The following is a 23,648-nucleotide window of genomic DNA, read 5'->3' on the forward strand; positions in this document are numbered from 1 at the left end:
CATATACTGCTTTCCTTGCAAATTTTAAAGGTCTATTACATCCAAATAAACATTTAATATTTCTTCTAACAGTTCGTCTCTCTCTATTTTTCTTATTAAGCTTCTTGCGTTGTTATGGTTGGTTATATAAGTTGGATCCCCGGACAATATGTATCCGATGAGTTGGTTGTTGGGATTGTATCCTTTTTCCTTTAGCGACTGATAAACCTGAGAAATTATTTCTCTGGCCTCATTCAATGATTCCATACTGTAATCAAACTTTGCTGTGTTGTTTATATTGTTATCCATAATCCACCTCATTCATAACCTAGTTTATTGTACTACATTTTGGAAATAAAATCAAACATTAAATTAATTATGAATTAAGAGTTAAGAATTAAGAATTCTCGGATGAAATTGTGCCCGTAGGCACAATTTCTTTCCATAAATTCTTCACTCTTCATTCTTAATTCTTAATTATAAGGTTTTTAACTGTTCTTTCACTGCCTGCAGGGCTTCGTCTATTTTTTCGGGGTTCTTTCCTCCGGCCTGAGCGAAGTCCGGCCTTCCTCCTCCGCCTCCGCCGGCTGCTGTTGCGGCAGCCTTGACCATGTTGCCTGCATGAATTCCTTTTGCAACCAGATCCTTTGTAACCGAAGACACGAACAGAACCTTGTCTCCCAGATCCGATGCGATTATTACTGCACAGCTCTCATTTTTGTCTCTGATTTTGTCTGCAGTGTCCCTGAGGGCATTTGCATCCTTGTCTTTAAGCCTGAGGGAAAATAGTTTCACTCCGTTTATTTCTTCGTACTGATCGAGAATCTGCCCCATACTTTGTTTAAGAAGCTCGTTATTGAGCTTTTGGATTTCTTTTTCTTTGTCCTTTGATTCTTTCTTAAGGGCGTTAACCTTTGAAGCAAGCTCTTCCTTGCTTGTTTTCATGGAAACACACATTTCGTCTGTTATAGCCACAAGATCGTTTAAGTATTCTATGGCTGCTCTTCCGGTGATTGCCTCGATTCTTCTTACTCCTGATGCAATTCCTCCCTCAGAGATAACCTTGAACATTCCTATTTTTGCTGTTTCATCTATGTGAGTTCCGCCGCAAAGCTCCTTGCTGAAGTCTCCTACACTCACAACCCTTACCTTATCTTCATACTTTTCGTCAAACAGCGCTGTTGCTCCGGACTTTCTGGCTTCCTCGATGTCAAGAACATCTGTGGATACCTGATAGTCTTTGAGAATTGCCTCATTCACTCTTCTTTCGATTTCCTTGAGAGTGTCCTGAGGCACTCCTTCGAAATGGGTGTAGTCAAATCTCAGTCTGTCCTTTGAAACATATGACCCTGCCTGGTTTACATGGTCTCCCAGCATTTCCTTCAGCACTTTGTGCAGAATGTGCGTGCATGTGTGGTTCTTTGCAGTGTTCTTTCTATGGTCAGCATCGACCTGGGCAGCAATCCTGTCTCCAACGGATATGCTTCCCCTGGTTACTGTTGTTTCATGAAGGAATATGCTCTTATTGAACTTCCTTGTGTCCGAAACCAAGGCTTCCATTTCATCGGCGCTGAATATTCCGCTGTCACCGGTCTGTCCGCCGCTTTCTGCATAGAAAGGAGTTTTATCCAGTACAATGAAGCCTGACTGCCCTTCTGAAATGGTGTTAGACTGCTCGCCGTCTACAACGATGGCAGTTACCTCAGCTGTATCCGCAAGTTTCTCATAACCCGTGAACACGGTATTTTCTGCGTCTATGTTAAAGTCCTGGTCTTTCCAGCCTGAGCTTCCGGTCTTGCTTCTTGCTTCCCTGGCCATCTGTCTGTGCTGGTCCATGATGGATTTAAACTCATTCTTGTCAAACTCAAAACCGTTTTCGATTACTATTTCTTCAGTGAGTTCTGAAGGGAACCCGTAAGTGTCATAGAGTCTGAATGCCACGCTTCCATCGAACACGTTCTTGCCTGATTCCTTCATGGCTTCTATTTCTTTCATGAGAAGTTCCAGACCCTGATCGATTGTAGTCTTGAATTTTTCTTCTTCCAGCTGAACAACCTTAAGTATGTAGCTTTCCTTTTCAGCCAGGTATGGATATGCTTCCTTCCATCCGTCTATAACCACCTTTACAGTCTTTGTCAAAAAGTCTGATTGTATACCAAGAGATTTTCCCTGACGGATGGCTCTTCTTATAAGTCGTCTTAAAACGTAGCCTCTTCCTTCGTTTGATGGTATGACGCCGTCACCTATCATAAACGTAGCTGCCCTTGAATGGTCGCAGATTATTTTCATGGAAGTGTCTTTCTTATTGTTTTCGCCGTAAACGACGCCTGATATTTCCTGTACCTTCTTCACAATTGAAAAGAGCGGTTCCACATCAAACACGGTTGGTTTTCCCTGAAGAACCGAAGCAACCCTTTCAAGCCCCATTCCTGTATCTATGTTGGGATTTGGAAGAGGGTGGTACACTCCTTGTTCATCCTTGTCAAACTGAGTGAAAACCAGATTCCAGATTTCTATGTATCGGTTGCAGTCGCAGCCCGGTTTGCAGTCAGGCGAGCCGCAGCCTCTGTCTGCTCCTGTGTCGTAGTAAATTTCAGAGCATGGTCCGCTGGGTCCCACTTCAAGTTCCCAGAAGTTGTCGTCCTTGCCAAGTCTCACTATCCTTTCCATGGGTATGCCTACCTTAGTATGCCATATTTCGGCTGCTTCATCATCATCCAGGTACACTGTAACCCAAAGTCTGTTGGCATCTATTTTCAATACATCCGTCAAAAGCTCCCACGCCCAGGCAATTGCTTCGTTCTTGAAATAATCTCCAAAAGAGAAATTTCCCAGCATTTCAAAAAATGTCAGGTGTCTGGCTGTGAGTCCAACATTGTCTATGTCTCCGGTTCTAACGCATTTCTGGCATGTTGCCATTCTCTTGGAAGGTGGAGTTTCGGCACCTGTGAAGTACTTCTTAAGAGGCGCCATACCGGCACCGATGAGCAGCAAACTCTTGTCATTTTTCGGAATAAGCGAAAAGCTCTGCTCGGTCAAATGCCCCTTGCTTTTGAAAAAGTTCAAATATTCTTTCCTGATATTGTTTATGGAAAATCTATCTAATGTATCCATGTTTCCTCCATTTCTCATACGTTTACTCTATTAAGAAATTATAATGTATTCTTTCCAATATTGTCAACTATATTTCCATTTTTCCACAGCTTAAGCAATTTAGTCCTCGTTTTTTATATCATAGGAAAGAGGTCTTTCCTATGATATAAAAAAGCGGAAGTCACACCTCCGCTATTTATCCTGATTTATTTTAGTGACAGTGGATGTCTTCATCATCTTCCGGTGTGTAATTTTCCAAACCTTTGATGACCTTGCCTGTTTTCTGTGAATAATCGTACAGCGCAGATTTCACAGCCTGCTCTGCAAGTACTGAACAGTGAACCTTTACCGGAGGAAGTCCTCCCAGAGCTTCAATGACAGCCTTGTTTGTAAGGTCTACGGCTTCCTGAATGCTTTTCCCCTTAATTAGCTCCGTTGCCATGCTTGATGATGCTATAGCTGACCCGCAGCCGAAAGTTTCAAACTTGACGTCCTCTATAATTTCGTCATTAATCTTCAGGTAAATTTTCATTATATCTCCGCATTTAGGATTGCCGACCTGGCCCACTCCGTCTGCGTTTTCTATGGAACCTACGTTTCTTGGATTTCTGAAATGGTCCATGACTGTTTCTGTATACATAATTTCCTCCGATATTTTCTGATAGTTTTTAGTTGTTGCCTTTTTTCAGGTCTTCGTCGTTTTTAATTGGAGACATTGCTCTAAGTCTCGATATGATGTTTTTCATTGTTTCAACAGTGAAATCTATTTCTTCCTCTGTCAGTTCCTCGCTGACCGTGAAGCGTATTGAACCGTGTGCTGTTCCGTGATCAAGTCCTGTAGCCAGAAGTACGTGCGAAGGATCAAGGGAACCTGATGTACAGGCGGAACCGCTTGATGCTGATATTCCTTCCATATCCAAAAGAAGAAGTATGGATTCTCCCTCAACGTACTTGTATGAGAAGTTTACGTTGTTTGGAAGCCTCATGGTAGGATGACCGTTTAACACAACTTCCGGAATGTTCTTCCTGATGCCGTCAATGAGTCTGTCTCTCAGCTGTGCAAGTCTATTAACGTGAGCATCAAAGTTGGTGCTTGCCAGCTCCACAGCCTTGCCGAATCCCACGATGTTTTGAACGCCTTCCGTTCCGGCTCTTTTGCCTCTTTCCTGTCCGCCTCCGTGAATGAAGTTGTCAATCTTTATTCCCTTTTTGATGTACATTCCGCCTACACCCTTTGGACCGCCGATCTTATGAGCAGACATGGACAGTAAATCTATGTTTTGTTTCTTAACGTCTATTTTAACGCTTCCAAGAGCCTGCACCGCGTCAGTGTGGAATATTATCCCGTGCTCGTGGGCAATTTCGCCTATTTGCTCTATGGGCTGTATTGTCCCTATTTCATTGTTTGCATACATGATTGAAATCAATATGGTCTCGGGTCTGATTGCTTCCTTGAGCTGTTCAAGGTCGATCATTCCGTACCTGTCTACGTCAAGGTATGTAGTCTCAAATCCAAATTTCTCCAGGTATTCGCATGTATGAAGCACTGCATGATGCTCAATTTTTGTGGTGATTATATGATTGCCCTTGTTCTTGTTGGCGAATGCCGTACCTTTTATTGCCCAGTTGTCTGATTCAGAACCGCCGGCTGTAAAGTAAATTTCCTTTTCGTCCGCATTCAAAAAATCTGCCACTTTCTTCCTTGAATTTTCAACGGCTTCTCTGGACTTTCTTCCCAGTTCATACAGTGAGCTTGAAGGATTGCCGTAAAACTCATCGAAATATTTGTACATTTCATCTACTACTTCTTTTTTAACCCTTGTTGTTGCAGCGTTGTCAAGATATATTTTCCTGCTCATCTTATTCCTCCGTAAAAATATTTTTTTGTTCCTCGTACATATCAGCCAAAGTTATATTGTCGATAACATTGTTTATGCTGTTTTCTATTTTTTCGAATATAACTCTTGTAGCGCAAATTGATTCCCTGGAACACACATCCTTGCTTATGCACTGTGAAGTGGTCATTTCGCCTTCCAGCGCTCTTAAAATCATACCAACGGTAATCTCCTGCGGTTTTTTCGCCAGCATGTATCCGCCCTGGGGTCCCCTTACAGTTTCAATATAACCGTCTTTTCTAAGTTTAGCAAAAAGCTGTTCCAGATAGCTTTCCGATATATCATACTTATCTGATATTTTTTTCAGAGAAACAGGTCCCAAACCATAGTTCAGAGCAAGTTCAAATACTGCTTTAAGTCCATATCTGCCCTTTGTTGATAAAATCATACTGTTCTCCTCTCAATAATTCCTACTATTTTTGTAGGGTATAAGCTATTATAATATACCCTAGTAATATTGTCAACATTAATTGCAAAAATATTATTATGCAATAAAAAACAAAGCACGAATGCTTTGTTTGATCTCTTAATGAATAAGCTTGTAAATATAAGAACCGTTGATGTTTACCGCGCTGTATGCATTATCGATGGAATTCCTGAGGGAGCCTTCCCTGAGAACCGCATTCAGCGCGTCCTTTCCAAATGCCTTGATGCACATGTCGCATTCGCTTCTGATGCTGAAAGGCGTCTGGGAGAGCCTTATATTTTTAATGCCATAGCCAATGAGCTTGTTGTAAGTGGCCACAGCGTAATTGCCGTGCTTAAAGGTAATGATATAAGTTTCCATAGTGTTCCTCCTTTATTGGCCTTACATCATTTTATTAACAAACGAACATAAGGTTACATGAAGAGAACGCACAGACAAAAAAAACCGCCGAAGCGGTTTTTCGCAATGTATGTTAGTTTATTTGTATTTCCTTTGCTTCCTCAGGTTTAAAGTCATTTCTGAGGTCGTAAATGTTGTGGGAAGTATAATCTCGAAGCTGTCTTTCTCCCAGTGAATAGCATCTCATGAATCTCTTGGAATCCACTGTTGTCCAATGTTCTGCATCCCATGTGAGATATCCGTCTTCATCTGTTTTTTTCTCGTGGAGAATCAAGTCCACCTGCCTGTTTTTTTCAGTCATCAGGTCGATAAGGTCCTTAGTTGTGACCTCAAGCTCAACCTTGTTAATAAGATCGTACGCTTTCATATTTCCTCCCTTAGTTAATGTAGCCGTGCTCGTCTTCATTGTCGTAAATGCTGAGTTCATCCTTCAGATATTCAAGATTGGATTCATAGTCCTCTTCGGATATCTGGTTGTTGTAAAGCATGTCGTCCAGTTTGTTCTTGCTGTCCTCAAAAATGAAAATTTCCTTGCATGGCCAGACTATGTTGCTTTTTTTTGTGCTTGATGATTTTAAAACCGACAGGGCAATTTCGCCCTTGTCCAGACCCAGCACCGTTCCCATCAGATAAAACTTGTTTATTTTAATGTTGTTTAGTTCAAAAAGGTCCCTTACTGCCTTAATAAAAATGTAATGCTTCCTTTTGATTTCAAAGGATACATTGTCGTTCAACACCTCATCCTGGAGGTCCTGGTTGAAAAAATCCACGGAAATGTCGTACTCAAGTTCTTTGTCGTACTGGCTGAACGCAATCTTGTTTTTTAGTGATTCTGCAATATCCGCATCAGTTATATCCTTGCCAAACAGTTTGTGATTCATAAAGTCCCCCCTTTACTGTCTAAGGTATTCCAAAAACTTTTTGATTTTGCCTTCATAACCGGATTCCTTCGGCTGATAGAATCCCGGATTTATCAATGATTCCGGCAGGTAATTCTGCTTCACGTAAAACTTGTCGTAGTCGTGAGGGTACTTGTAGCTCATACCCCTGCCTAGCTTCTGGGCACCGCTGTAATGCCCGTCCTTAAGGTGAAGCGGAACTTCCAGGGAGTTTTTCTCCACGGCTTCCATGGCTCTGTCAATAGCCAGATACGATGCGTTGCTCTTGGGAGCGCATGCTACGTAAATTACAGCCTGAGCTAGGATTATACGCCCTTCCGGAAATCCGATTATCTCAACTGCCTTGAAGGCATTCACCGCAACCTCAAGGGCCCTGGGATCGGCATTGCCCACGTCCTCAGATGCACAGATGATTATTCGTCTTGCTATGAATTTTGGGTCTTCTCCACCCTTTATCATCTTTGCAAGCCAGAAAACAGCTGCGTCCGGGTCGGAGCCTCTCATACTCTTTATGAATGCCGAAATTGTATCGTAATGACTGTCGCCATTCTTATCATATTCAATCTTTTTCTTCTGTATGCATTCCTGGGCAACGGAAATATCAATGAGTATCCTGCCTTCTGATTCCGGTGTTGTTTCAACACCCAGTTCCAGAGCGCTAAGAGCCTTTCTTATGTCTCCGTTGGAGTTGCCCACAATGTGTTTTAATGCTTCTTCGGTCAATTCCACGTTTTTTGAGCCGTATCCGTCTTCCATGTCAGTTACAGCTTTTCTGACTACCTTTGCAATATCGTCGTCTGTGATTTTCTTGAATTCAAAAACCAGTGAACGGGAAATGAGAGCCGGGTTCACCTCGAAGTACGGGTTCTCTGTTGTGGCGCCTATTAGTATTATTGTGCCGTTTTCCACATAAGGAAGCAAGGCATCCTGCTGAGCCTTATTGAAGCGGTGGATTTCGTCGATGAACAATATGGTTCTCTTGTTGTACATGCCCAGTTCATCCACTGCATAGCTTATCTTTTCCTTGATGTCCTTTACGCCGCTTGTTACCGCGTTGAGAGTTGTGAAATTGTTGTTGGTATTTTCGGCGATAATCCTGGCCAGTGTCGTCTTGCCTGTTCCCGGAGGTCCGTAGAATATGGCGGAGGACAGCTTGTCAGCCTTGATGGCCCTTCTGAGAATCTTTCCTTCACCTATGATGTGCTCCTGGCCAACGAAGGTGTCAAGGGTCACAGGCCTCATGCGCTGTGCAAGAGGCCCTTTCTTCTTGATGGAATTTTCGTACTGCATTTCAAATATATTCATTTTAGCCTGCAATTCTAAAGTTTCTTACCCACAGTAAATTTAAGAACATTTTTCTTCATTTCATTTTTATCGTAAGCTTTCAGTATAAAAAACGAAACAACCAACGATGCAATGGCGCTTACTGCAGAAATGACATCCTTGCCCGGGCCGCTGACTAAGAGCTGAACAAGAAATATGGCTACCATCATAACTGCGAAGGGAATACCATAAAGAATGAGTATGTGTTTGAACATGACTTCATTTTCAGTTGTTATCTCAACATAGTCTCCGACTTCATAATCTCCGTCTATGTCTGATTCAACAATAACGCTGTTGACCTTGCATGAGGAGCCGCAGCTCTTACAGTTGTCTCCGCAGGCTGTCACCCTCTTCACCGATATGGTTGCCTTGTTGCCGTTTATCTTTTCAATTTTTCCTACCTGGTCCATTGTTACTTCCTTTCTTTATTGTTGCTGGGCTACCTGAATTTCAAGCTCCTTAAGCTGTTTTTCAGACACTCCGCTGGGAGAGTCTGTCATCAGGCACGAAGCGCTCTGAGTTTTCGGGAATGCAATTACGTCTCTTATGTTGTCGCTTTCGGTCAGAAGCATCATGAAACGATCCAGACCGTATGCAATTCCTCCGTGAGGCGGAACACCGTATTTGAAAGCTTCAAGCAGGTAGCCGAATTTGTCCAGGGCTTCCTCTTCCGTGAAGCCGAGAGCTTTGAACATCCTGTTCTGCAGATTTCTGTTTGTTATACGAATGCTGCCTCCGCCTATTTCATCTCCGTTTATTACTATGTCGTAGGCCTTTGCTCTTACTTCTCCCGGATTTGTCTCTATCTTGTCTATATCTTCATCAACGGGAGCCGTGAACGGGTGGTGCTTGGCCACATATCTGTCTTCTTCCTCGCTGTATTCGAAAAGCGGGAAGTCTGTTATCCAAACCAGTTCAAATTTATTTTCATCTATTAGATTCTTGTCGCGGGCTATTTCTATTCGTAGAGCTCCAAGGGCGGTATTGACAACCGATTCCTTGTCCGCAAGTATGAAAGCAATGTCGCGCTCCTTAATATCAAGCCTGCCCATGAGTTTTTCTATTTCTTCCTGAGAGAGGAATTTAGCTATAGGAGATTCCAGTGTGCCGTTTTCATATTTTAGCCATGCCAGTCCCTTTGCTCCGTATGTCTTAACGAATTTTTCAAGCTTGGATATTCCCTTCTTGGAGAATTCTTCGGAAGAGCCGTCTATTTTAACGCACTTGATGAGTCCGCCTTCCTCATATGTTGACTTGAACGCATTGAACTCGGTGTTTTCAAAAATATCAGTGATGTTCACAAGTTCGTATCCAAATCGAAGGTCCGGCTTGTCGCAGCCGTATTTGTCCATGGCTACCTGGTATGGCATTCTTTTAATAGGAAGCTCAATGTCTACATTCTTTATTTCCTTGAATATTTTTGCAATGAGCTTTTCATTGATGCTTATTACATCTTCCACGTCAACAAATGACATTTCAATATCCACCTGAGTGAACTCAGGCTGTCTGTTGGCTCTTAAGTCCTCGTCCCTGAAGCATCTGACAATCTGGAAGTATCTGTTCATGCCTGAAACCATCAGAAGCTGTTTGTAAAGCTGTGGCGACTGAGGAAGGGCGTAGAAACTTCCCGGATTCACCCTGCTTGGAACCAAATAGTCTCTTGCTCCTTCAGGTGTTGGCTTAGCTAAAAATGGCGTTTCTATTTCGTTGAAGCCGTTATCGTATAAAAATTCCCTTACAACCTTGGACGTCTTGCTTCTGGTCAGAAGGTTCTTCTGCATCTGAGGCTTTCTTAAATCAAGGTATCTGTACTTAAGACGCATTTGTTCGGAAACATCGTCGTTATCCTTTATATAGATGGGAGGAGTTTCTGCTGTGTCCAAAATCTTGAGTTCCTTTGCGTAAACTTCGATTTCGCCGGTTGCCATATCAGGATTTTTTGATTCCCTTTCCCTGATATCTCCCTTCACAGCAATAACAAATTCGCTTCTCAGGCTTTCAGCTTTTTCAAATGCTTCCTTGCTGACATCAGTGTCAAAAACAACCTGAATCAATCCTGTGATGTCTCTTAAATCGGCAAATATCAAGCCTCCGAGGCTTCTTCTTTTCTGAACCCAGCCCATGAGCACAACTTCACTGCCGATGTCCTGTTTGTTCAGCTCGCCGCACATATTTGTTCTTCTGAGTGTTCCCATTGTTTCCATAATTTGTCTCCTCTACATGCTTTTATCAAAAAAAATAACCCATCCCTCTAGGGACGAGTATAACCCGCGTTGCCACCCTACTTGGACTACATTGATAGTCCCTCTCAATTAGGTATTGCTCCATAGGGGTGTCATTCATCACAAGTTAATAACAGGCTTCCATCGTCCCTGTCTTGCTTTGATTATTTCTTTATGATTACTCTTCCCCACGCAATCTGTTTACAATAAAACTAACACAACACCGTATTTTTGTCAATAACAAAAATACAATCATTTAATTAGAATCTGATTGATTTGTGATAATGTCTTATATATCACATTTGATTTGTCCAAAACAAAATTATATATAAATGGACTTCCAGTTCATTATCACAAAGGAACTTCTGGAATGGTTATTCAAGCTTTCAATGGCGAAATGTACTTCTGTGTAGGTAATAATGTACATGCTTTAGACCTTGTTCCAAATCATGCTCCTTCATCTAAAAACTTTGATTTAGTTGAAGCACCATCTAAACCTAAAAAACGCTATATTCCGCCTATGAATCATCCTTGGAGACAAGCTTCTTTTGATCGGTATTGCAAAAATCAAAAACATCGTCGAGATAGTGTAGCTTAAAAAGAGCACAATTCTGTTTGATTAATTTTAGAAATTATTTTTCTAAGATTTAATTAATGTACATAAATTACTGCTTATGCTATCTTCACAAATTTTTTATTACAACAAAGCACCAGAATTTACTGCACAGGTCTAATAGAATAAGTTCTATCAGACTCCAGCATATTTTGTTACCCCCCTATCATTTTTTTGGTGACTAATGATAGGTTACATAATGTGCTGGAGTTTTTCATTCGCAAGTTTTGGTAATTCAAAAGCTAGCACAACAGATTAAATTAAACTTGCAGGAGGAATTATGATATGATAGAATGTGGATTGTGAGGAGAATACGTGCATGCAGACGATATAAAATATTCTCCAAGCTGTGAGACTGAAATTTGTCCCAGTTGCTATGGAATTCATGTCCGCAAATGTGGCAGGTTACATCATAATTTTTATGTTTCCGAAAAGCACAATCAAGCTAGTCGGCAAAGTATCCGGATACCTCCGGTTTTGTATTGGATATTCCAGTGTACGTAGCCCCTTTATGGTATGCTTAGTATATAAAAAAGGGAAAGGAACTATAGGATAAATATGCAAAAGAAAAGCTATAAAAGACAAATTCAAGCGCAGAATACAAAAGAACGGATTAAAGATTGCGCTATAGAGCTTTTTCAAGAAAAAGGCTACTATAATACGACAGTTGAAGAAATTGCCGAACGGGCGAAGTCATCTATAGGCGGTTTTTATTATCATTTTAAAAGTAAAGATGAAATAATGATATTTAGCATGCAAGTATTGGATAATAAGTATACCGAGTTTTTTAACAAGATTCTGACAGATCCGAAATTCAGTCATTTAAATGCTATAGAAAAAATTAAAGCAGTCATGATTTATATAGTTAAGCAGATATGCAGTGGCGGTCAAGAATTTGCAAGGGTCTCTTATTCGTATTTCATTAGGGATGAAGAAACTAGAATCATGATGGTGAATCATGAAAGAAAATATTTTAAAATTATGGAATATCTTATAAACAAAGGCAAAGAAGAAGATCTCATTCAGGATAACCTGGCTGCAAAGGATGTATTGGACTATATAACCATTTTAATTCGAGGGATTGTGGTTGACTGGTGCGTAAATAGAAATTCATATAATATCGAAGTGATGTGTTCTTCTATTATCGACTTATTCTTGTTTGGCATTTTAAAAAATAAAGAACAGTAATATAATAGGGAAAAAAAGACTTGTTTTCTTTCGTAAAGGAAATACAAGTCTTTTTATTTCTTATGCGCCCGGGGAGCTCTCGTTCTAAAGGGTGAAAGTCCCTAATCCGCCCGGTAGCGGGAAGGATACAGCCGACACCAAGGGTGTCCGTCGTGAGGTGGAATCTGGAGAAGGGTGAATGCAAATCTCTGGCCTGACGAACAGAAATCTCATCAGGTTGCGAATGAGGGTAAGGCTACAAGACAAGTCAAAGCCCAAAAGCTAGAAGCCCAAAACACGCGTGAAGAACCTGAGGGGGCTGGGCATGCCGGATTGGCAAGCCTATCGAAACGGGAACAAGCGCAAAGGCTACTGGGCGGTTGCCGGAAGCGGTATTCTCACACACAATTACAAACAAAAGACTCACACAGGCCGGATACTAAGCATCCTTGACAGGTACGAGTCTCTGTACTTATGCGGTTGAACCGCCATGTACCGAACGGTATGCATGGTGGTGTGAGAGGTCGGGAAAGTTATTCAACTTTCCCTCCTACTCGATTTCTTTGCAGCTGAGCTATTATTGTGCTATAGTTCCATTACTAGCGGCTTCTTTTGAATGAAGAATGCTGCCGATAACAGCAGAAGCAACTATTGCGATAAGCATATAATATGCAGAAGAAATGTGTGTGAATTTTGCAAAGAAAAGCGCTACTATAAATGGCGTAATAAAATATTTTACTTTCCCCATTATCGATCCTACTGCTAACGCACCAAAAATGGAAGGGAGTAAATTGTTGAATCCCGGCTTTAATACAGGTGAGTTTAAAATAGGTGCCAATTGGGTGGAAAGCAGCATGCCTATGATAATTACAATAGTAACGGTTAATGTTGATGTTCCCACTGCTACCAAAGAAACTGCGTCAGATTCCACCGTTCCCTGTTTTACACCGGCAATTTTAAGTGCACTGATAGCACACGGCATCTTCAATGCGGTTGTATTGCCGGTAATATAAGCCATATAGACTGCACCGGAACCGATTATAGGTGGATAAGCGATACATTCTGCAATACAAAAGGGGAGCATTAGCATAGCAACCGATATAAATGAAGGAATCAGGCTCCTTAAATTTGGCCACATATTGTATAGGGTACAGCTGATAACCGGTACGGCAAGCATCAATAATAATATGGTAAAACCGCTTATCAAGCCAAACTTATGAACCCAGTTGTTAAAAAGGTTTGATTTGTTATTTGAATTATCCATAGTAACCCTCCTATCTTAATAAATGATCTTTTATCTTTCAATAGCTTTCATAGAATTTCAAAACTATGAAGTTTTGTTTAGAACCATAACTTCAAAGGCTCTTCGAAGGCCTCTCCAGAGGCTTACTTCGCAGAAGTAAGCGGCCGCCACACCTTTATCGGCCCTGCTCCTTGAAAATGGCATATATCTTTACCTTTCCATTTGCGTGTGTAACATTGTCTACTGCCTTTTTAGTCTGTCCCCCTGGTCTGGCGTCAGCTTCGTATCACTGGGTGCTTATCTGTTTGTATCCTGTACCCCTTTGCAGTCGGGTACCATGCAGAGCTGCGGGCATATGGTAAAGTCAATGTGCCTCATATCCCACTCGGAATGAGGTGATCCTTATGTTCTCCTCTCTTATGGTAGGCATCGATGTTAGTTCCCGTGATAACGTTGGTTGCTTTGAGCCTCACATCCATATCCTTAACACCAAACAGGTAAACGCTTTCAAAAAAACTCACCCGTGCGCGTTACTATACTGCCCGTAACCTTACAAGGGAGAAAAACCATTTTTTAAACCACCTGTTCTTGAATTTCTCTTCTCTGGCTCACGAGTATGTCTTCTCGGACAAATTCGGTACCACTTCCCCTGCCGTTGTTGAGGAGTTCCTTTCTGCTGACGAGATTGCTTACATGTCCATTGAAGAGCAAATGAAAGCCGTTCCCAACACGCTTACTTCTGTTAAGGGGACCGGCCTTGTTTATGCTGCCGGTATCATTGCTGAAATCGGGGATATCAATAGGTTTAAAAATCAAGCTGCTTTGGCTAAATTTGCAGGCATCTGCTGGAGTAAATACCAATCCGGCAAATACACTGCGGACAATACCCATTTGATCGCTTCCGGGAACCGGTATCTAAGATACTACTTCATGGAAGCTGCAAACAAGGTGAGAATGCATGATACCGAGTTTAACGCTTCTATGAACTTAAGTACCGTGAGACACTCAAGACAACTCTTAAGAGAGCACTCGCATTGACTGACAGAAAACTAGTCCGTTTGGTTTTTACTATGCTGAAAACCAATCGACTATACATACCTCCAACGGAGTAAAAATCCGTTGGTCTGGCACGCCCTGTTTTTCCAGTTTGGCTATTGACATCTTACCGCTGGACTATCTCAAGAAATGATAATGGCTCCGGCCATAGCGATTATCATGCTTAAAGCCAAATAGAAATCATTCAGCCATTTAAGCTTGGGAAACTTTTTAGCTATCGTTATCAAGACAAACGCACTTATCGCACTTATACTGATAACTATGCCTCCCATTACAGATCTTGTACCATAATCAGCAGTAACAGAACCCAAAACGCCGGTTAAACAGCAAAGGCCAATTATTGTTATCAATTTAATATTAGATGCTTTAAATTTGTCGTAAGCTAATGTAATGGGTCTCAAAATACAAAGTGTTACGAGCGTAGCTACTGATCCTCCAATAGACATGACCCAAATAGCTGCTCCAAAGGCTTCTTTTGAAAATGATCCTGCTGCAAATTTCTGCCCCGTTGCTGCCACACCCATACTGGCCGCCAGCATCTCATATCCAGCAGAACCGATAACTGTTAGTCTTAGCCATGGAATCGGTACCCCCATTATAGGAAGCATGGCAAATAGAATAAGAATAATAGGGATACTTGGTAGTATTGAAACACTTATGCTGGCTGTTACTGTCTTTTTTAGCTGCTCTTTGGGAACGCCAAGTGCAATGGCTTCTGCCCAACCTTTTTTCATAAAAACAATAGTCTGAATTATAACAGCTACAATGACTAGAGCACATAAAAACCATAATGTGCCTCCGTTTGCTATCGCCATATCTTTCATATCATCATGCCTCCTTACTAATTGTTTACACCGTGCAAAGCCGGGTATACCTTTCCCTCTTTCATTACGAACGCACATTCTGAAAGAGCATTACTTTCTTTTAGCAGATCCTTTGGCCACGCTGCCAGATCTGCATATTTACCAGGCTCTATTGAACCTATGTAATTGCTTAATTCTAATATTTCAGCATTTACAGACGTAGCTGCTTTTAGAGCCCTAAATGGATCCATACCGCTCTTCATCCATGAATCATACTCACGCCAACTCTCATAGCACTGATGAACTACTACCAGATCCGTACCATAACCTAATTTTATATTACTGTTGATAATTACTTTTCTTCCGGAAGCCAACCGATCACTGTATTCCCTTAATTTTGCCTGAAATTCCGGAGACTTTTTGGCCAAGTTTGCTTCATCCAGCCTGATTATCTCGTCATATGGCAGGAATGTCGGCACTACATAGATTCCCGCTTTCTCTACCATTTCAGCGGTCTCCTCATCCATCATGGAAGCGTGCTCCATACCTGTGATACCGAACTTGATAAGCTTCTGCATCAAAGGCGGATGGTAAACATGTGCTGTAACGGGTTTTCTTAAGCCACAGGCTGTGCCGATTATGGCGGACAGCTCATCGTCCGATAATTGCTGGTCTACCGGTGAGTCATTTGGAGTAAAAAAACCTCCGGATAGCATTATTTTTATAAAGTCGCTTCCATATTTAACTTCTCTTCGAACGGCCTCTCTAAAAAACTCAGCTCCATTTCCTATACCTGTAGCCGTTGCAGCGTCCGACAGTACCGGATTGCCTGCTAATCTTTGCGTTATGTCTGCATGGCTACCGGTTGAGCCCAGCATATGCCCTGCAACTACCAGCCTGGAGCCGGGAAAATACCCAGCATTTATCATTTTCTTTACGTCAATTAATCCGAACCCTTTTACACCTGAGTTGAATGTTCTTAAAGTAGTAAATCCTCTCTCCAGAGATCTCTGTGCCGTATGCAGATGTGCCAGCGTAAACCATTCCGATGAGTGATCAAAATGAGATGCAAACTGAGTCCAATCCAACATGTCCGAATGCACATGCGCATCTATCATACCTGGTGTAACGGTTAAGTGAGATAAATCAATAATCTCGACAGACTCTGGACGGCTAAGGTTCTTACCTACAGCTTTGATATGCTTTCCTTCTACCAAAATTTCCATGTTACTTAGTAATTCTTCGCGTTTTCCGTCAAACAGCTTACCGCAAATAATCAAGTATTTTTTTTCCATAACGCACGCTCCTTTTTAGTATTTTAAACAGAATTTATTCGCCGAATGTATTCTGTATTGATTATATTCCAGTTTGTAAAAATTGTCAATATATATCCAATATTTGCCGATAATATTCTGATTGATTTGTGATAATGTCTTATATATCACATTTGATTTTGTCCAAAACAAAATTATATATAAATGGACTTCCAGTTCATTATCACAAAGGAACTTCTGGAATGGTTATTCAAGCTTTCAATGGCGAAATGTACTTCTGTGTAGGTAATAATGTACATGCTTTAGACCTTGTTCCAAATCATGCTCCTTCATCTAAAAACTTTGATTTAGTTGAAGCACCATCTAAACCTAAAAAACGCTATATTCCGCCTATGAATCATCCTTGGAGACAAGCTTCTTTTGATCGGTATTGCAAAAATCAAAAACATCGTCGAGATAGTGTAGCTTAAAAAGAGCACAATTCTGTTTGATTAATTTTAGAAATTATTTTTCTAAGATTTAATTAATGTACATAAATTACTGCTTATGCTATCTTCACATATTTTTTATTACAACAAAGCACCAGAATTTATCCGGTGCTTATATTTAAAATTTTGGGGACATTTTTAAAAATGCTTGACATAACAAAAATACAATCATTTAATTAGAATGAAAAATTATTTGTTGGAATTGCGCACGGGCGCAATTCCTCATTGTTCTTTTACAAGTTCGTCAAGAGTCTTGAAGGTATATCCAAGCTCCTCATACTTTGTGAGAAGTTCATCCAATATTTCGCAGTTGGTCTTTGAGGTGCTGTGCAAAAGCACCACGGCTCCCGGATGGATGCGGGGTATGAGCTTTGAGAAGGCCATTTCCTTCGTGGGCTGCTTGTCATTTGACCAGTCAGCATATGCTAGGCTCCAGAATATAGTCTTGTATCCCAGCTCATTGGCAAGCTTCAGGTTATCCTCATTGAACTTGCCCTGAGGAGGCCTGTAGTACCTGGGCATATCCTGACCGGTTATCTGTTTGTACAATTCCTCCAGTGAATTAAGCTCCTTCTTGAAGCTTTCCACATCTGATATCATTGACATGTCAGGATGGCTGTAGGTGTGGTTCCCTACTGTGTGACCTTCCTCTATCATCCGCCTAACAATTTCAGGTTCTTTTTCCAAATAGTGTCCCACAAGGAAGAAGGCAGCCTTAACATTGTGTTTTTTCAGTATGTCAAGTATGTCCTTTGTATATCCATTTTCGTATCCTGCATCAAATGTCAGGTAAATTATCTTTTCATCAGTATCTCCCACGTAGTATGCATTGTATTTTTTAAGGTAATCTGCCGTTTCATTGCCTACAGGGGCCTGCCCTTCCTGGTTGAACTTAAGCCCCCAGTTGGAGATTCCAGCGGAAACGGAAACGGAAAAGTTGTCGGCTGTCTCATAAACTATAACCCATGCAAAAAGCAGCAAGCAGCTAAGCACTGCGGCAAGTTTTCTTTTTTTTATATATATCAACATATCACCCCTTTGTTTATTTATATAAATAAAAGGACAATATATGAGTAAAACATGAAATATTTTACAATAGCGTTATTACGAGAACTCACCTTTGACAGAAACGACAAAATGAATTATAATAGTTAGGTAATATTTTCTTAAAAAACGGAGGAACTCATGCTAGAACATTTAATTTCAATACTAGCCCCTAACATCGCTCATGTTTTGGAATTGATCGGATTATTTATTATTATCTATTCAGCTCTCAGGGCATTTGTGAAATACTTGCTGCGCTACTTCAATTTTTCCGACGAAACAGTAAAGATAGAATTTTCCCAGTCATTGGCGATGGCACTGGAATTCAAGCTTGGCGCGGAGATTTTAAAAACCCTTATTATAAGGACAATCGACGAACTCATTATACTTGCTTCCATAGTAATCTTAAGAGCAGCGCTTACTCTTATAATACACTGGGAAATAGAATCCGACTCCAAGCGCGCAACCCACTTCAAGGAAATGAAAATTGTTAACAGATTCAGAAAGAAAAATGTCTCAGAAGAAATTGAGAACGATGAAAACACAGAGAAATAAAAAGGTCATAAGACCTTTTATTTTTTTGACAAGGCTTATGACCAACATTCATTTTAAGATTAGTTTAAACTAGCATTTTAATATAACAATCAGTCAGGCTGTTACATGGCAGCCTTTAAAACCTCTTCAATCTTTTCCATGGATGGAACACCTTCATGAATCTTTCGTCCGCCTACGAAAAACGCCGGCACATAGTAGTAGTCATGGGCGCTGGCAGCCTGAACATTCTTGGATTCCTCTATGAATTCAAAATCTATGATTTCATATCCGGGATTCTGAGCCTTGAGCTCCTCCACCATCTTGAAAGCCCTCCTGCAGTGTGGACAGTTTTCCAGGTAGAACATGGTTACTTTTTTCATTCAATCCTCCGTTTTCAACTCAATAAATTTCTTTTCTTTTCAATTATCTCATCAATACGGCCCAGGTATTCCTCTATGCTCTTAAAGTTTCTTACAGGTTCGTGTCTGTTGCTTTCAAGCATAATTTTGCTGGATGCGCCTATGCCGCAGGCCAGTATTGTTTCAAGTTCCTCTATTATCACCATGTTGTATATGCTTTCCTTGCCGTGCAGAGCATATCCCACGTTTTCCGAATTTCCCTTTATGTTTTTCTGTCTGTACATGTAGTATGGCTTGTAGCCTTTGCCCCGGCATGCTTCCATCACTTCGTCATGCATGTGTTTTATTAGGTCGTAGTCCTTGTCAAGCTTAGTGCTTTCCTTGGTGAGCTCTGACTTTTTCTTGTATGCCAGCGAATGAACGGTAATATTTTCAGGCATGAGCTTGACTATTTCGGTTATGGTGTTTTTGACATCTTCCTTCGTCTCCCCGGGAAGTCCGAGAATCATATCCATATTGATATCAAAGCCTGCAATTCTTGCTGCTTTGTATGCTTCAAGGATGTCTGAGGGCTTATGGAGCCTTCCCATGGACTTAAGGGTCTCTTCATTCATTGTCTGAGGGTTGATGCTTATGCGCGTCACACCGTTTTTCTTAAGACAATCCAGCTTAACAGGAGTAATTGTGTCCGGTCTGCCGGCTTCAAAAGTGATTTCCTCAATATCTGACAGGTTGTAGAATTTCCTAAGGCAGTCAAAAAGTCTGTCAATCTGTTTTTCACTTAGAACTGACGGAGTTCCTCCCCCTACGTAGATGGTGTGAAGCTTAAGACCTTTTTCAATTGCCATTTGGATGGTACTTTGGATTTCAAAGATCAGGGTGTCAAGGTAACTTTCTAAAGTGTTCTCCCTGAAATGTACAAATGATGTGAATGAACAGTACACGCACTTTGTGGGGCAAAATGGTATGCCGATGTACAGGTTGTAGCTGTTCTTGTTTTTTTCCGGGTCCACGTACTTTTCCTCTGCGTGTAATATGTCCCACAAGAGCTTTGTTTTTTCCTCTGTTACCTCGTATGTGTCCATCAGAATCCTGTTTATTTCACCGTTTGTACGCTTGTTCTGCCTGGCGTAAAGAAGTATTTTCACAACCCTTACACCCGTAAGAATTCCGTAGTCGGGCACAGCATTGTAATGTCTTTTCAGAACGCTGTGAATTGCCTTTTCCACAAGGACCTTCTTCATTTTTTTCTCGTCTTCCGTTTCAAGAAGAATATCACGGCTGCTTACGGCTGAGCTGAACAGCAGCTTTTTTCCCCTGAAAAGGCTGGCCGTGCTTGTGAAGGTTCCTTCTTGTTCTTCGAGGTTTGAACAGAGGGTATACTCACTGTCAAAACTCATGAATTTAGCATCTTCAAGCTTTTCAATTTCACATACAACATTTAGGTCAAAAATCCGCAGGGCATTCCTTGATTCATAGTCAAAGTAATGCCCCGACAAATAAAATTTCATCTCTTCCCCTTAATTGACAAACGGGTTATATAGCTTTTCCGATTTGATGGTTGAAGGAGAGTTGTGTCCCGGATAAATTATAATATCATCGTCATGGCAGAATATTTTTTCCTGGATGGAATCGATGATCTCATCGTAAGAGCCTCCCGGAAAATCTGTTCTTCCGATTGAATTGTTGAACAGAGTATCCCCTGTCATCATTATATTGCCGACTTTGATGCATATTCCTCCTTTGGTGTGGCCTGGGGTGTGAATTATTTCAAACTTAAGGTCGTCAAGTGTGAGCACATCGCCGTCTTTAAGCTTTCCGTCTGCTTCAATGGAAATATCCTTTCCAAAAAGAACCTTTGAGAAGTTTATTTTGCTGTCAGCAAGCGCTGTTGCATCCTCTTCGTGGATGTACACCTTCACATCGTACTTTTCCTTAAGGTCTGTAACAGCACATATGTGATCTCCGTGAGCATGGGTCAAAATTACCATCTTTGGCTTAAGCCCAAGCTCAATGATCTTTTCGTCTATTTTGTTAAAATCCGCTCCGGGGTCTATTATTGCAGCTTCCTTTGTGTTTTCGCTTGCAACAATGTAGCAGTTAGAAAAGTAAGAACCAACTGTCATTGCTTCAAATATCATAATTTCCTCCTAAAATGTTTTTTTGCTGTCAAGCAATATTGTCACAGGTCCGTCATTTACAAGCGCAACCTGCATGTCGGCGCCGAATTCGCCTGTTTGCGTATCTATGTTTAAACCTTTCATGCTGCTGATGAATTTTTCATACATGGGTATTGCCTTATCAGGCGCAGCCGCCTGAATGAAACTGGGCCTTCTGCCCTTTCTGGCGTCTCCAAGCAGCGTGAACTGCGAAACCACCAGCAGTCTTCCTCCCACATCAGTAAGGCTTTTATTCATCTTCCCGTTCTCATCCTCAAAAATCCTGAGGTTCGGAACCTTGTCACACATGTAATCCAGGTCCTTTTCCCCGTCGTCTTCCTCAACGCCGAGCAAAAGCATTATTCCATGGCCGATGCTGCCGATAACAGCATCATCAACCGTTACTTCCGCGCGCTTCACACGCTGTACAACAGCTCTCAATTAATCACCTGCTTATCCGGTTGTAGTTTTATTTTTTGTTTCTGTAAACATCGAGAACTCCGTCAAGTTTTTTAATTTTCTTGATGAGATCTTCAATCTGTTTTGTTTCGTTTATTTCAAAGCCTATGTCTACTATGGCTATTTTATCTTTTGTAATTCTAAGGTTGAGGGAAACTGCATTGAGCTTTGCCTCCGCATACAAGCTGGTCAAATCCTGCAGAAGCTTTGGTCTGTCCAGCGCCTTTATCTGAAGTTCGCTGATGAATGTGGCTTGCTTGCCGTAATCCCACTCAACCTCAATGAATCTTTGGTCCTCAGTGTCTGTCAGGTCGTGTATGTTCGTGCAGTCAGCCCTGTGCACCGAAACTCCTCTTCCTCTTGTGATATATCCCACTATGGCATCGCCCGGAACAGGGTTGCAGCATTTTGAAAAACGCACCTTGACGTTGTCTATTCCCTTGATTATAACACCTGAGGCATGCTTTTCAACCCTTGCAGGAGCTCTTGAAAAGCTTGCTGCCTTTTCAAGATTTTCTATTTTTTCAAGCTCTATCTTATCCTTGTTCTTTTCGGCATATATCAGCTTCAGCCTGTTCACTATCTGGTTCTCGGTTATGCCTCCGTTTCCAACGGCGGCAAAAAGATTGTTCGCAGTGAACATGCTGTATTTGTCGGCAACGAACTTCAGCCAGTCATCCTTCATCAAATCAGACACCTGAAAGCCCTGCTTCTTGATTTCCCTTTCAACAAGCTCCTTGCCCTTTTCCATGTTGAAGTCCTTGTCTCTTTCCTTGAAGAACTTCCTTATTTTAGCCTTTGCCTCGCTTGATGCCGCAATTTTCAGCCAGTCCCTGCTGGGACCGGCACTGGACTGGGATGTGAGTACCTCAATCTGATCTCCAGTCTTAAGCTTTGTGTCCAGAGGAACAATTCTACCGTTCACCTTTGCTCCGACGCACTTGTTACCGACGGCACTGTGCACCCTGTATGCAAAGTCTATGGGCGTGGCTCCTATGGGCAAGTTTACAACCTCCCCCTTGGGAGTGAACACAAAGACCTCGTCCGAGTACAAATCAATCTTCAATGATTCCATAAACTCCTGAGGATCGTTTGTTTCCTGCTGCCACTCCAGCATCTGCCTAAGCCAGTTGAGCTTTTCTTCGTAATTTGTCTGCTCGTCAATGCCTTCTTTGTACTTCCAATGGGCAGCGATACCGTATTCAGCAGTCCTGTGCATTTCCAGTGTTCTTATCTGAATTTCAAAGGGTTCTCCTGCAGGACCGATTACCGTAGTGTGCAGCGACTGGTACATGTTGGGTTTAGGCATTGCTATGTAGTCCTTGAATCTGCCAGGAACCGGTTTCCACAGGGTGTGAACGGTTCCCAGCGCTCCGTAGCAGTCCTTAATGCTGTCTACTATGATTCTCACGGCAATAAGGTCGTAAATCTGCTCAAAGGACCTGTTTTTAAAGTACATCTTCTTGTAGATGCTGTAAAGGCTCTTGGGCCTGCCCTTTATATCGGCATGAATGTCTGCTTCATTGAGCTTTTCAGACATCACCTGAATAATATGTGATATATAGTCTCTTCTCTGCTCGCTTTTTTGCTGAACCTTTTGTACCAGGTCCTCGTATCCTTCGGGATCTATGTACTTGAGACTCAGGTCTTCAAGCTCCCACTTAATGGACGCAATACCGAGACGGTTTGCGATGGGAGCATAAATTTCTATGGTCTCCATGGCCTTCTGATACTGCTTTTCATCCGGCATGTACTGAAGCGTCCTTATGTTGTGTAGACGGTCAGCAAGCTTTATGATTACAACGCGTATGTCCTTGGACATGGCGATTATCATCTTCCTTAGAGATTCCGCCTGACGTTCTTCCTTGTTTCTGTACTTGACCTTGCTCAGTTTGGTTACGCCGTCAACCATGTTTGCAATTTCTTCACCGAATTCCCTCTTTATATCGTCATAGGTAATTCCCGTGTCTTCAACCACATCGTGCAGAAGTCCGGCTGCTATTGTCTGAACATCAACATGCAGGTCAGCCAAAATGAGCGCAACATTGTACGGGTGAATAAAGTACCTCTCGCCCGAAAATCTCTTCTGTGCGTTTGAATGAGCCATTTCCGCATAGTTGTATGCCTTTGCCACAACGCTCACATCAGCGTTGGGATTGTATGATTCAATAAGATTTATGATATTTTCCAACATTGTACTCACCTCACTTTT

General features: G+C 41.6%; 26 protein-coding genes. 6 read left to right on the forward strand and 20 right to left on the reverse strand.

The window, feature by feature from the left end:
* Positions 1–24: 24 nt before the first annotated feature.
* The 11 genes from AAGU76_RS03345 to aspS form a co-directional block, all read right to left on the reverse strand.
* Positions 25–288 (reverse strand): IreB family regulatory phosphoprotein, encoded by a 264-nt coding sequence (locus AAGU76_RS03345; RefSeq protein ID WP_342484020.1) that lies wholly within the window; start codon positions 286–288, stop codon positions 25–27.
* Between the two features lie 168 nt (positions 289–456).
* Complete coding sequence (gene alaS / locus AAGU76_RS03350; RefSeq protein ID WP_342484021.1) at positions 457–3,093, reverse strand: alanine--tRNA ligase; 2,637 nt, start codon at positions 3,091–3,093, stop codon at positions 457–459.
* Between the two features lie 190 nt (positions 3,094–3,283).
* Entirely contained in the window at positions 3,284–3,712 is a 429-nt protein-coding gene (gene nifU / locus AAGU76_RS03355; protein ID WP_342484022.1) for a Fe-S cluster assembly scaffold protein NifU, read from the reverse strand.
* Positions 3,713–3,740: 28 nt separating this feature from the next.
* Positions 3,741–4,931: a cysteine desulfurase NifS gene (gene nifS, locus AAGU76_RS03360; protein ID WP_342484023.1), complete on the reverse strand. Its 1,191-nt coding sequence runs from the start codon at positions 4,929–4,931 to the stop codon at positions 3,741–3,743.
* Between the two features lies 1 nt (position 4,932).
* The gene (locus AAGU76_RS03365; RefSeq protein WP_342484024.1) at positions 4,933–5,355 is read right to left on the reverse strand and encodes an Rrf2 family transcriptional regulator; all 423 of its coding nucleotides are present in this window, start codon (positions 5,353–5,355) and stop codon (positions 4,933–4,935) included.
* Between the two features lie 138 nt (positions 5,356–5,493).
* Positions 5,494–5,754: a putative Se/S carrier-like protein gene (locus tag AAGU76_RS03370; RefSeq protein WP_342484025.1), complete on the reverse strand. Its 261-nt coding sequence runs from the start codon at positions 5,752–5,754 to the stop codon at positions 5,494–5,496.
* Between the two features lie 112 nt (positions 5,755–5,866).
* A complete protein-coding gene (locus tag AAGU76_RS03375; protein ID WP_342484026.1) occupies positions 5,867–6,160 on the reverse strand; it encodes a hypothetical protein in 294 nt (97 codons plus the stop codon).
* Positions 6,161–6,170: 10 nt separating this feature from the next.
* On the reverse strand, positions 6,171–6,674 hold the full coding sequence (locus AAGU76_RS03380; RefSeq protein WP_342484027.1) for a hypothetical protein: 504 nt from the start codon (positions 6,672–6,674) through the stop codon (positions 6,171–6,173).
* A gap of 12 nt (positions 6,675–6,686) precedes the next feature.
* Positions 6,687–7,997 carry a replication-associated recombination protein A gene (locus AAGU76_RS03385; protein ID WP_342484028.1) on the reverse strand — a complete coding sequence of 437 codons (1,311 nt, stop codon included), beginning with the start codon at positions 7,995–7,997 and terminating at the stop codon, positions 6,687–6,689.
* A gap of 14 nt (positions 7,998–8,011) precedes the next feature.
* The gene (locus AAGU76_RS03390; protein WP_342484029.1) at positions 8,012–8,425 is read right to left on the reverse strand and encodes a SoxR reducing system RseC family protein; all 414 of its coding nucleotides are present in this window, start codon (positions 8,423–8,425) and stop codon (positions 8,012–8,014) included.
* Between the two features lie 15 nt (positions 8,426–8,440).
* Positions 8,441–10,219, reverse strand: coding sequence for an aspartate--tRNA ligase (aspS, locus tag AAGU76_RS03395; protein ID WP_342484030.1), 1,779 nt, complete (start codon positions 10,217–10,219; stop codon positions 8,441–8,443).
* A gap of 388 nt (positions 10,220–10,607) precedes the next feature.
* Here aspS and AAGU76_RS03400 point away from each other — a divergent pair, with 388 nt between their 5' ends.
* From AAGU76_RS03400 to AAGU76_RS03410, 3 genes are all read left to right on the forward strand, one after another.
* A complete protein-coding gene (locus tag AAGU76_RS03400) occupies positions 10,608–10,835 on the forward strand; it encodes a hypothetical protein (RefSeq protein WP_342484031.1) in 228 nt (75 codons plus the stop codon).
* Between the two features lie 573 nt (positions 10,836–11,408).
* Positions 11,409–12,038, forward strand: a complete 630-nt coding sequence (locus AAGU76_RS03405; RefSeq protein WP_342484032.1) for a TetR/AcrR family transcriptional regulator — start codon at positions 11,409–11,411, stop codon at positions 12,036–12,038.
* Positions 12,039–12,342: 304 nt separating this feature from the next.
* Complete coding sequence (locus AAGU76_RS03410; RefSeq protein WP_342484033.1) at positions 12,343–12,501, forward strand: hypothetical protein; 159 nt, start codon at positions 12,343–12,345, stop codon at positions 12,499–12,501.
* Positions 12,502–12,594: 93 nt separating this feature from the next.
* On the opposite strand, the gene AAGU76_RS03415 is transcribed toward AAGU76_RS03410, so the two are convergent.
* The gene (locus tag AAGU76_RS03415) at positions 12,595–13,281 is read right to left on the reverse strand and encodes a hypothetical protein (protein WP_342484034.1); all 687 of its coding nucleotides are present in this window, start codon (positions 13,279–13,281) and stop codon (positions 12,595–12,597) included.
* Between the two features lie 672 nt (positions 13,282–13,953).
* Between AAGU76_RS03415 and AAGU76_RS03420 the strand changes: the two genes are divergently transcribed.
* The gene (locus AAGU76_RS03420; RefSeq protein ID WP_342484035.1) at positions 13,954–14,298 is read left to right on the forward strand and encodes an IS110 family transposase; all 345 of its coding nucleotides are present in this window, start codon (positions 13,954–13,956) and stop codon (positions 14,296–14,298) included.
* Between the two features lie 140 nt (positions 14,299–14,438).
* On the opposite strand, the gene AAGU76_RS03425 is transcribed toward AAGU76_RS03420, so the two are convergent.
* Positions 14,439–15,140 (reverse strand): DUF5058 family protein, encoded by a 702-nt coding sequence (locus AAGU76_RS03425; RefSeq protein ID WP_342484036.1) that lies wholly within the window; start codon positions 15,138–15,140, stop codon positions 14,439–14,441.
* Between the two features lie 17 nt (positions 15,141–15,157).
* Positions 15,158–16,345, reverse strand: coding sequence for an amidohydrolase family protein (locus AAGU76_RS03430; RefSeq protein WP_342484037.1), 1,188 nt, complete (start codon positions 16,343–16,345; stop codon positions 15,158–15,160).
* A 290-nt stretch (positions 16,346–16,635) separates the two neighbouring features.
* On the opposite strand from AAGU76_RS03430, the gene AAGU76_RS03435 reads away from it, so the two are divergent.
* Positions 16,636–16,863, forward strand: a complete 228-nt coding sequence (locus tag AAGU76_RS03435) for a hypothetical protein (RefSeq protein WP_342484031.1) — start codon at positions 16,636–16,638, stop codon at positions 16,861–16,863.
* 240 nt (positions 16,864–17,103) lie between these two features.
* Here the strand turns inward: AAGU76_RS03435 and pdaA are convergent, their stop codons facing one another.
* The gene (pdaA, locus tag AAGU76_RS03440; protein ID WP_342484038.1) at positions 17,104–17,910 is read right to left on the reverse strand and encodes a delta-lactam-biosynthetic de-N-acetylase; all 807 of its coding nucleotides are present in this window, start codon (positions 17,908–17,910) and stop codon (positions 17,104–17,106) included.
* Between the two features lie 156 nt (positions 17,911–18,066).
* Between pdaA and AAGU76_RS03445 the strand changes: the two genes are divergently transcribed.
* Positions 18,067–18,480, forward strand: coding sequence for a DUF1622 domain-containing protein (locus AAGU76_RS03445; protein WP_342484039.1), 414 nt, complete (start codon positions 18,067–18,069; stop codon positions 18,478–18,480).
* Between the two features lie 101 nt (positions 18,481–18,581).
* Here AAGU76_RS03445 and AAGU76_RS03450 read toward each other — a convergent pair whose 3' ends face one another.
* Genes AAGU76_RS03450 through AAGU76_RS03470 form a run of 5 tightly spaced genes read right to left on the reverse strand, consistent with a single transcriptional unit; the run spans position 18,582 to position 23,630 of the window.
* Positions 18,582–18,839 (reverse strand): thioredoxin family protein, encoded by a 258-nt coding sequence (locus AAGU76_RS03450; RefSeq protein WP_342484040.1) that lies wholly within the window; start codon positions 18,837–18,839, stop codon positions 18,582–18,584.
* A 14-nt stretch (positions 18,840–18,853) separates the two neighbouring features.
* Entirely contained in the window at positions 18,854–20,329 is a 1,476-nt protein-coding gene (gene hemZ, locus AAGU76_RS03455; RefSeq protein WP_342484041.1) for a coproporphyrinogen dehydrogenase HemZ, read from the reverse strand.
* Positions 20,330–20,338: 9 nt separating this feature from the next.
* Positions 20,339–20,959 (reverse strand): MBL fold metallo-hydrolase, encoded by a 621-nt coding sequence (locus AAGU76_RS03460; protein WP_342484042.1) that lies wholly within the window; start codon positions 20,957–20,959, stop codon positions 20,339–20,341.
* A gap of 9 nt (positions 20,960–20,968) precedes the next feature.
* A complete protein-coding gene (gene dtd / locus AAGU76_RS03465) occupies positions 20,969–21,418 on the reverse strand; it encodes a D-aminoacyl-tRNA deacylase (RefSeq protein ID WP_342484043.1) in 450 nt (149 codons plus the stop codon).
* Between the two features lie 28 nt (positions 21,419–21,446).
* Positions 21,447–23,630 (reverse strand): bifunctional (p)ppGpp synthetase/guanosine-3',5'-bis(diphosphate) 3'-pyrophosphohydrolase, encoded by a 2,184-nt coding sequence (locus tag AAGU76_RS03470; protein ID WP_342484044.1) that lies wholly within the window; start codon positions 23,628–23,630, stop codon positions 21,447–21,449.
* Positions 23,631–23,648: the final 18 nt, after the last annotated feature.

The sequence above is a fragment of the Sedimentibacter sp. genome, assembly GCF_038562225.1.
In the GTDB taxonomy this organism is placed as follows: Bacteria; Bacillota; Clostridia; order Tissierellales; family Sedimentibacteraceae; genus Sedimentibacter.

Bases quoted from the DNA above. Each gene is read 5' to 3' on its own strand.
- AAGU76_RS03345 (WP_342484020.1), bottom strand. From the start codon at position 288: ATGGATAACAATATAAACAACACAGCAAAGTTTGATTACAGTATGGAA.
- alaS (WP_342484021.1), bottom strand. From the start codon at position 3,093: ATGGATACATTAGATAGATTTTCCATAAACAATATCAGGAAAGAATAT.
- nifU (WP_342484022.1), bottom strand. From the start codon at position 3,712: ATGTATACAGAAACAGTCATGGACCATTTCAGAAATCCAAGAAACGTA.
- nifS (WP_342484023.1), bottom strand. From the start codon at position 4,931: ATGAGCAGGAAAATATATCTTGACAACGCTGCAACAACAAGGGTTAAA.
- AAGU76_RS03365 (WP_342484024.1), bottom strand. From the start codon at position 5,355: ATGATTTTATCAACAAAGGGCAGATATGGACTTAAAGCAGTATTTGAA.
- AAGU76_RS03370 (WP_342484025.1), bottom strand. From the start codon at position 5,754: ATGGAAACTTATATCATTACCTTTAAGCACGGCAATTACGCTGTGGCC.
- AAGU76_RS03375 (WP_342484026.1), bottom strand. From the start codon at position 6,160: ATGAAAGCGTACGATCTTATTAACAAGGTTGAGCTTGAGGTCACAACT.
- AAGU76_RS03380 (WP_342484027.1), bottom strand. From the start codon at position 6,674: ATGAATCACAAACTGTTTGGCAAGGATATAACTGATGCGGATATTGCA.
- AAGU76_RS03385 (WP_342484028.1), bottom strand. From the start codon at position 7,997: ATGAATATATTTGAAATGCAGTACGAAAATTCCATCAAGAAGAAAGGG.
- AAGU76_RS03390 (WP_342484029.1), bottom strand. From the start codon at position 8,425: ATGGACCAGGTAGGAAAAATTGAAAAGATAAACGGCAACAAGGCAACC.
- aspS (WP_342484030.1), bottom strand. From the start codon at position 10,219: ATGGAAACAATGGGAACACTCAGAAGAACAAATATGTGCGGCGAGCTG.
- AAGU76_RS03400 (WP_342484031.1), top strand. From the start codon at position 10,608: ATGGTTATTCAAGCTTTCAATGGCGAAATGTACTTCTGTGTAGGTAAT.
- AAGU76_RS03405 (WP_342484032.1), top strand. From the start codon at position 11,409: ATGCAAAAGAAAAGCTATAAAAGACAAATTCAAGCGCAGAATACAAAA.
- AAGU76_RS03410 (WP_342484033.1), top strand. From the start codon at position 12,343: ATGCCGGATTGGCAAGCCTATCGAAACGGGAACAAGCGCAAAGGCTAC.
- AAGU76_RS03415 (WP_342484034.1), bottom strand. From the start codon at position 13,281: ATGGATAATTCAAATAACAAATCAAACCTTTTTAACAACTGGGTTCAT.
- AAGU76_RS03420 (WP_342484035.1), top strand. From the start codon at position 13,954: ATGTCCATTGAAGAGCAAATGAAAGCCGTTCCCAACACGCTTACTTCT.
- AAGU76_RS03425 (WP_342484036.1), bottom strand. From the start codon at position 15,140: ATGAAAGATATGGCGATAGCAAACGGAGGCACATTATGGTTTTTATGT.
- AAGU76_RS03430 (WP_342484037.1), bottom strand. From the start codon at position 16,345: ATGGAAATTTTGGTAGAAGGAAAGCATATCAAAGCTGTAGGTAAGAAC.
- AAGU76_RS03435 (WP_342484031.1), top strand. From the start codon at position 16,636: ATGGTTATTCAAGCTTTCAATGGCGAAATGTACTTCTGTGTAGGTAAT.
- pdaA (WP_342484038.1), bottom strand. From the start codon at position 17,910: ATGTTGATATATATAAAAAAAAGAAAACTTGCCGCAGTGCTTAGCTGC.
- AAGU76_RS03445 (WP_342484039.1), top strand. From the start codon at position 18,067: ATGCTAGAACATTTAATTTCAATACTAGCCCCTAACATCGCTCATGTT.
- AAGU76_RS03450 (WP_342484040.1), bottom strand. From the start codon at position 18,839: ATGAAAAAAGTAACCATGTTCTACCTGGAAAACTGTCCACACTGCAGG.
- hemZ (WP_342484041.1), bottom strand. From the start codon at position 20,329: ATGAAATTTTATTTGTCGGGGCATTACTTTGACTATGAATCAAGGAAT.
- AAGU76_RS03460 (WP_342484042.1), bottom strand. From the start codon at position 20,959: ATGATATTTGAAGCAATGACAGTTGGTTCTTACTTTTCTAACTGCTAC.
- AAGU76_RS03470 (WP_342484044.1), bottom strand. From the start codon at position 23,630: ATGTTGGAAAATATCATAAATCTTATTGAATCATACAATCCCAACGCT.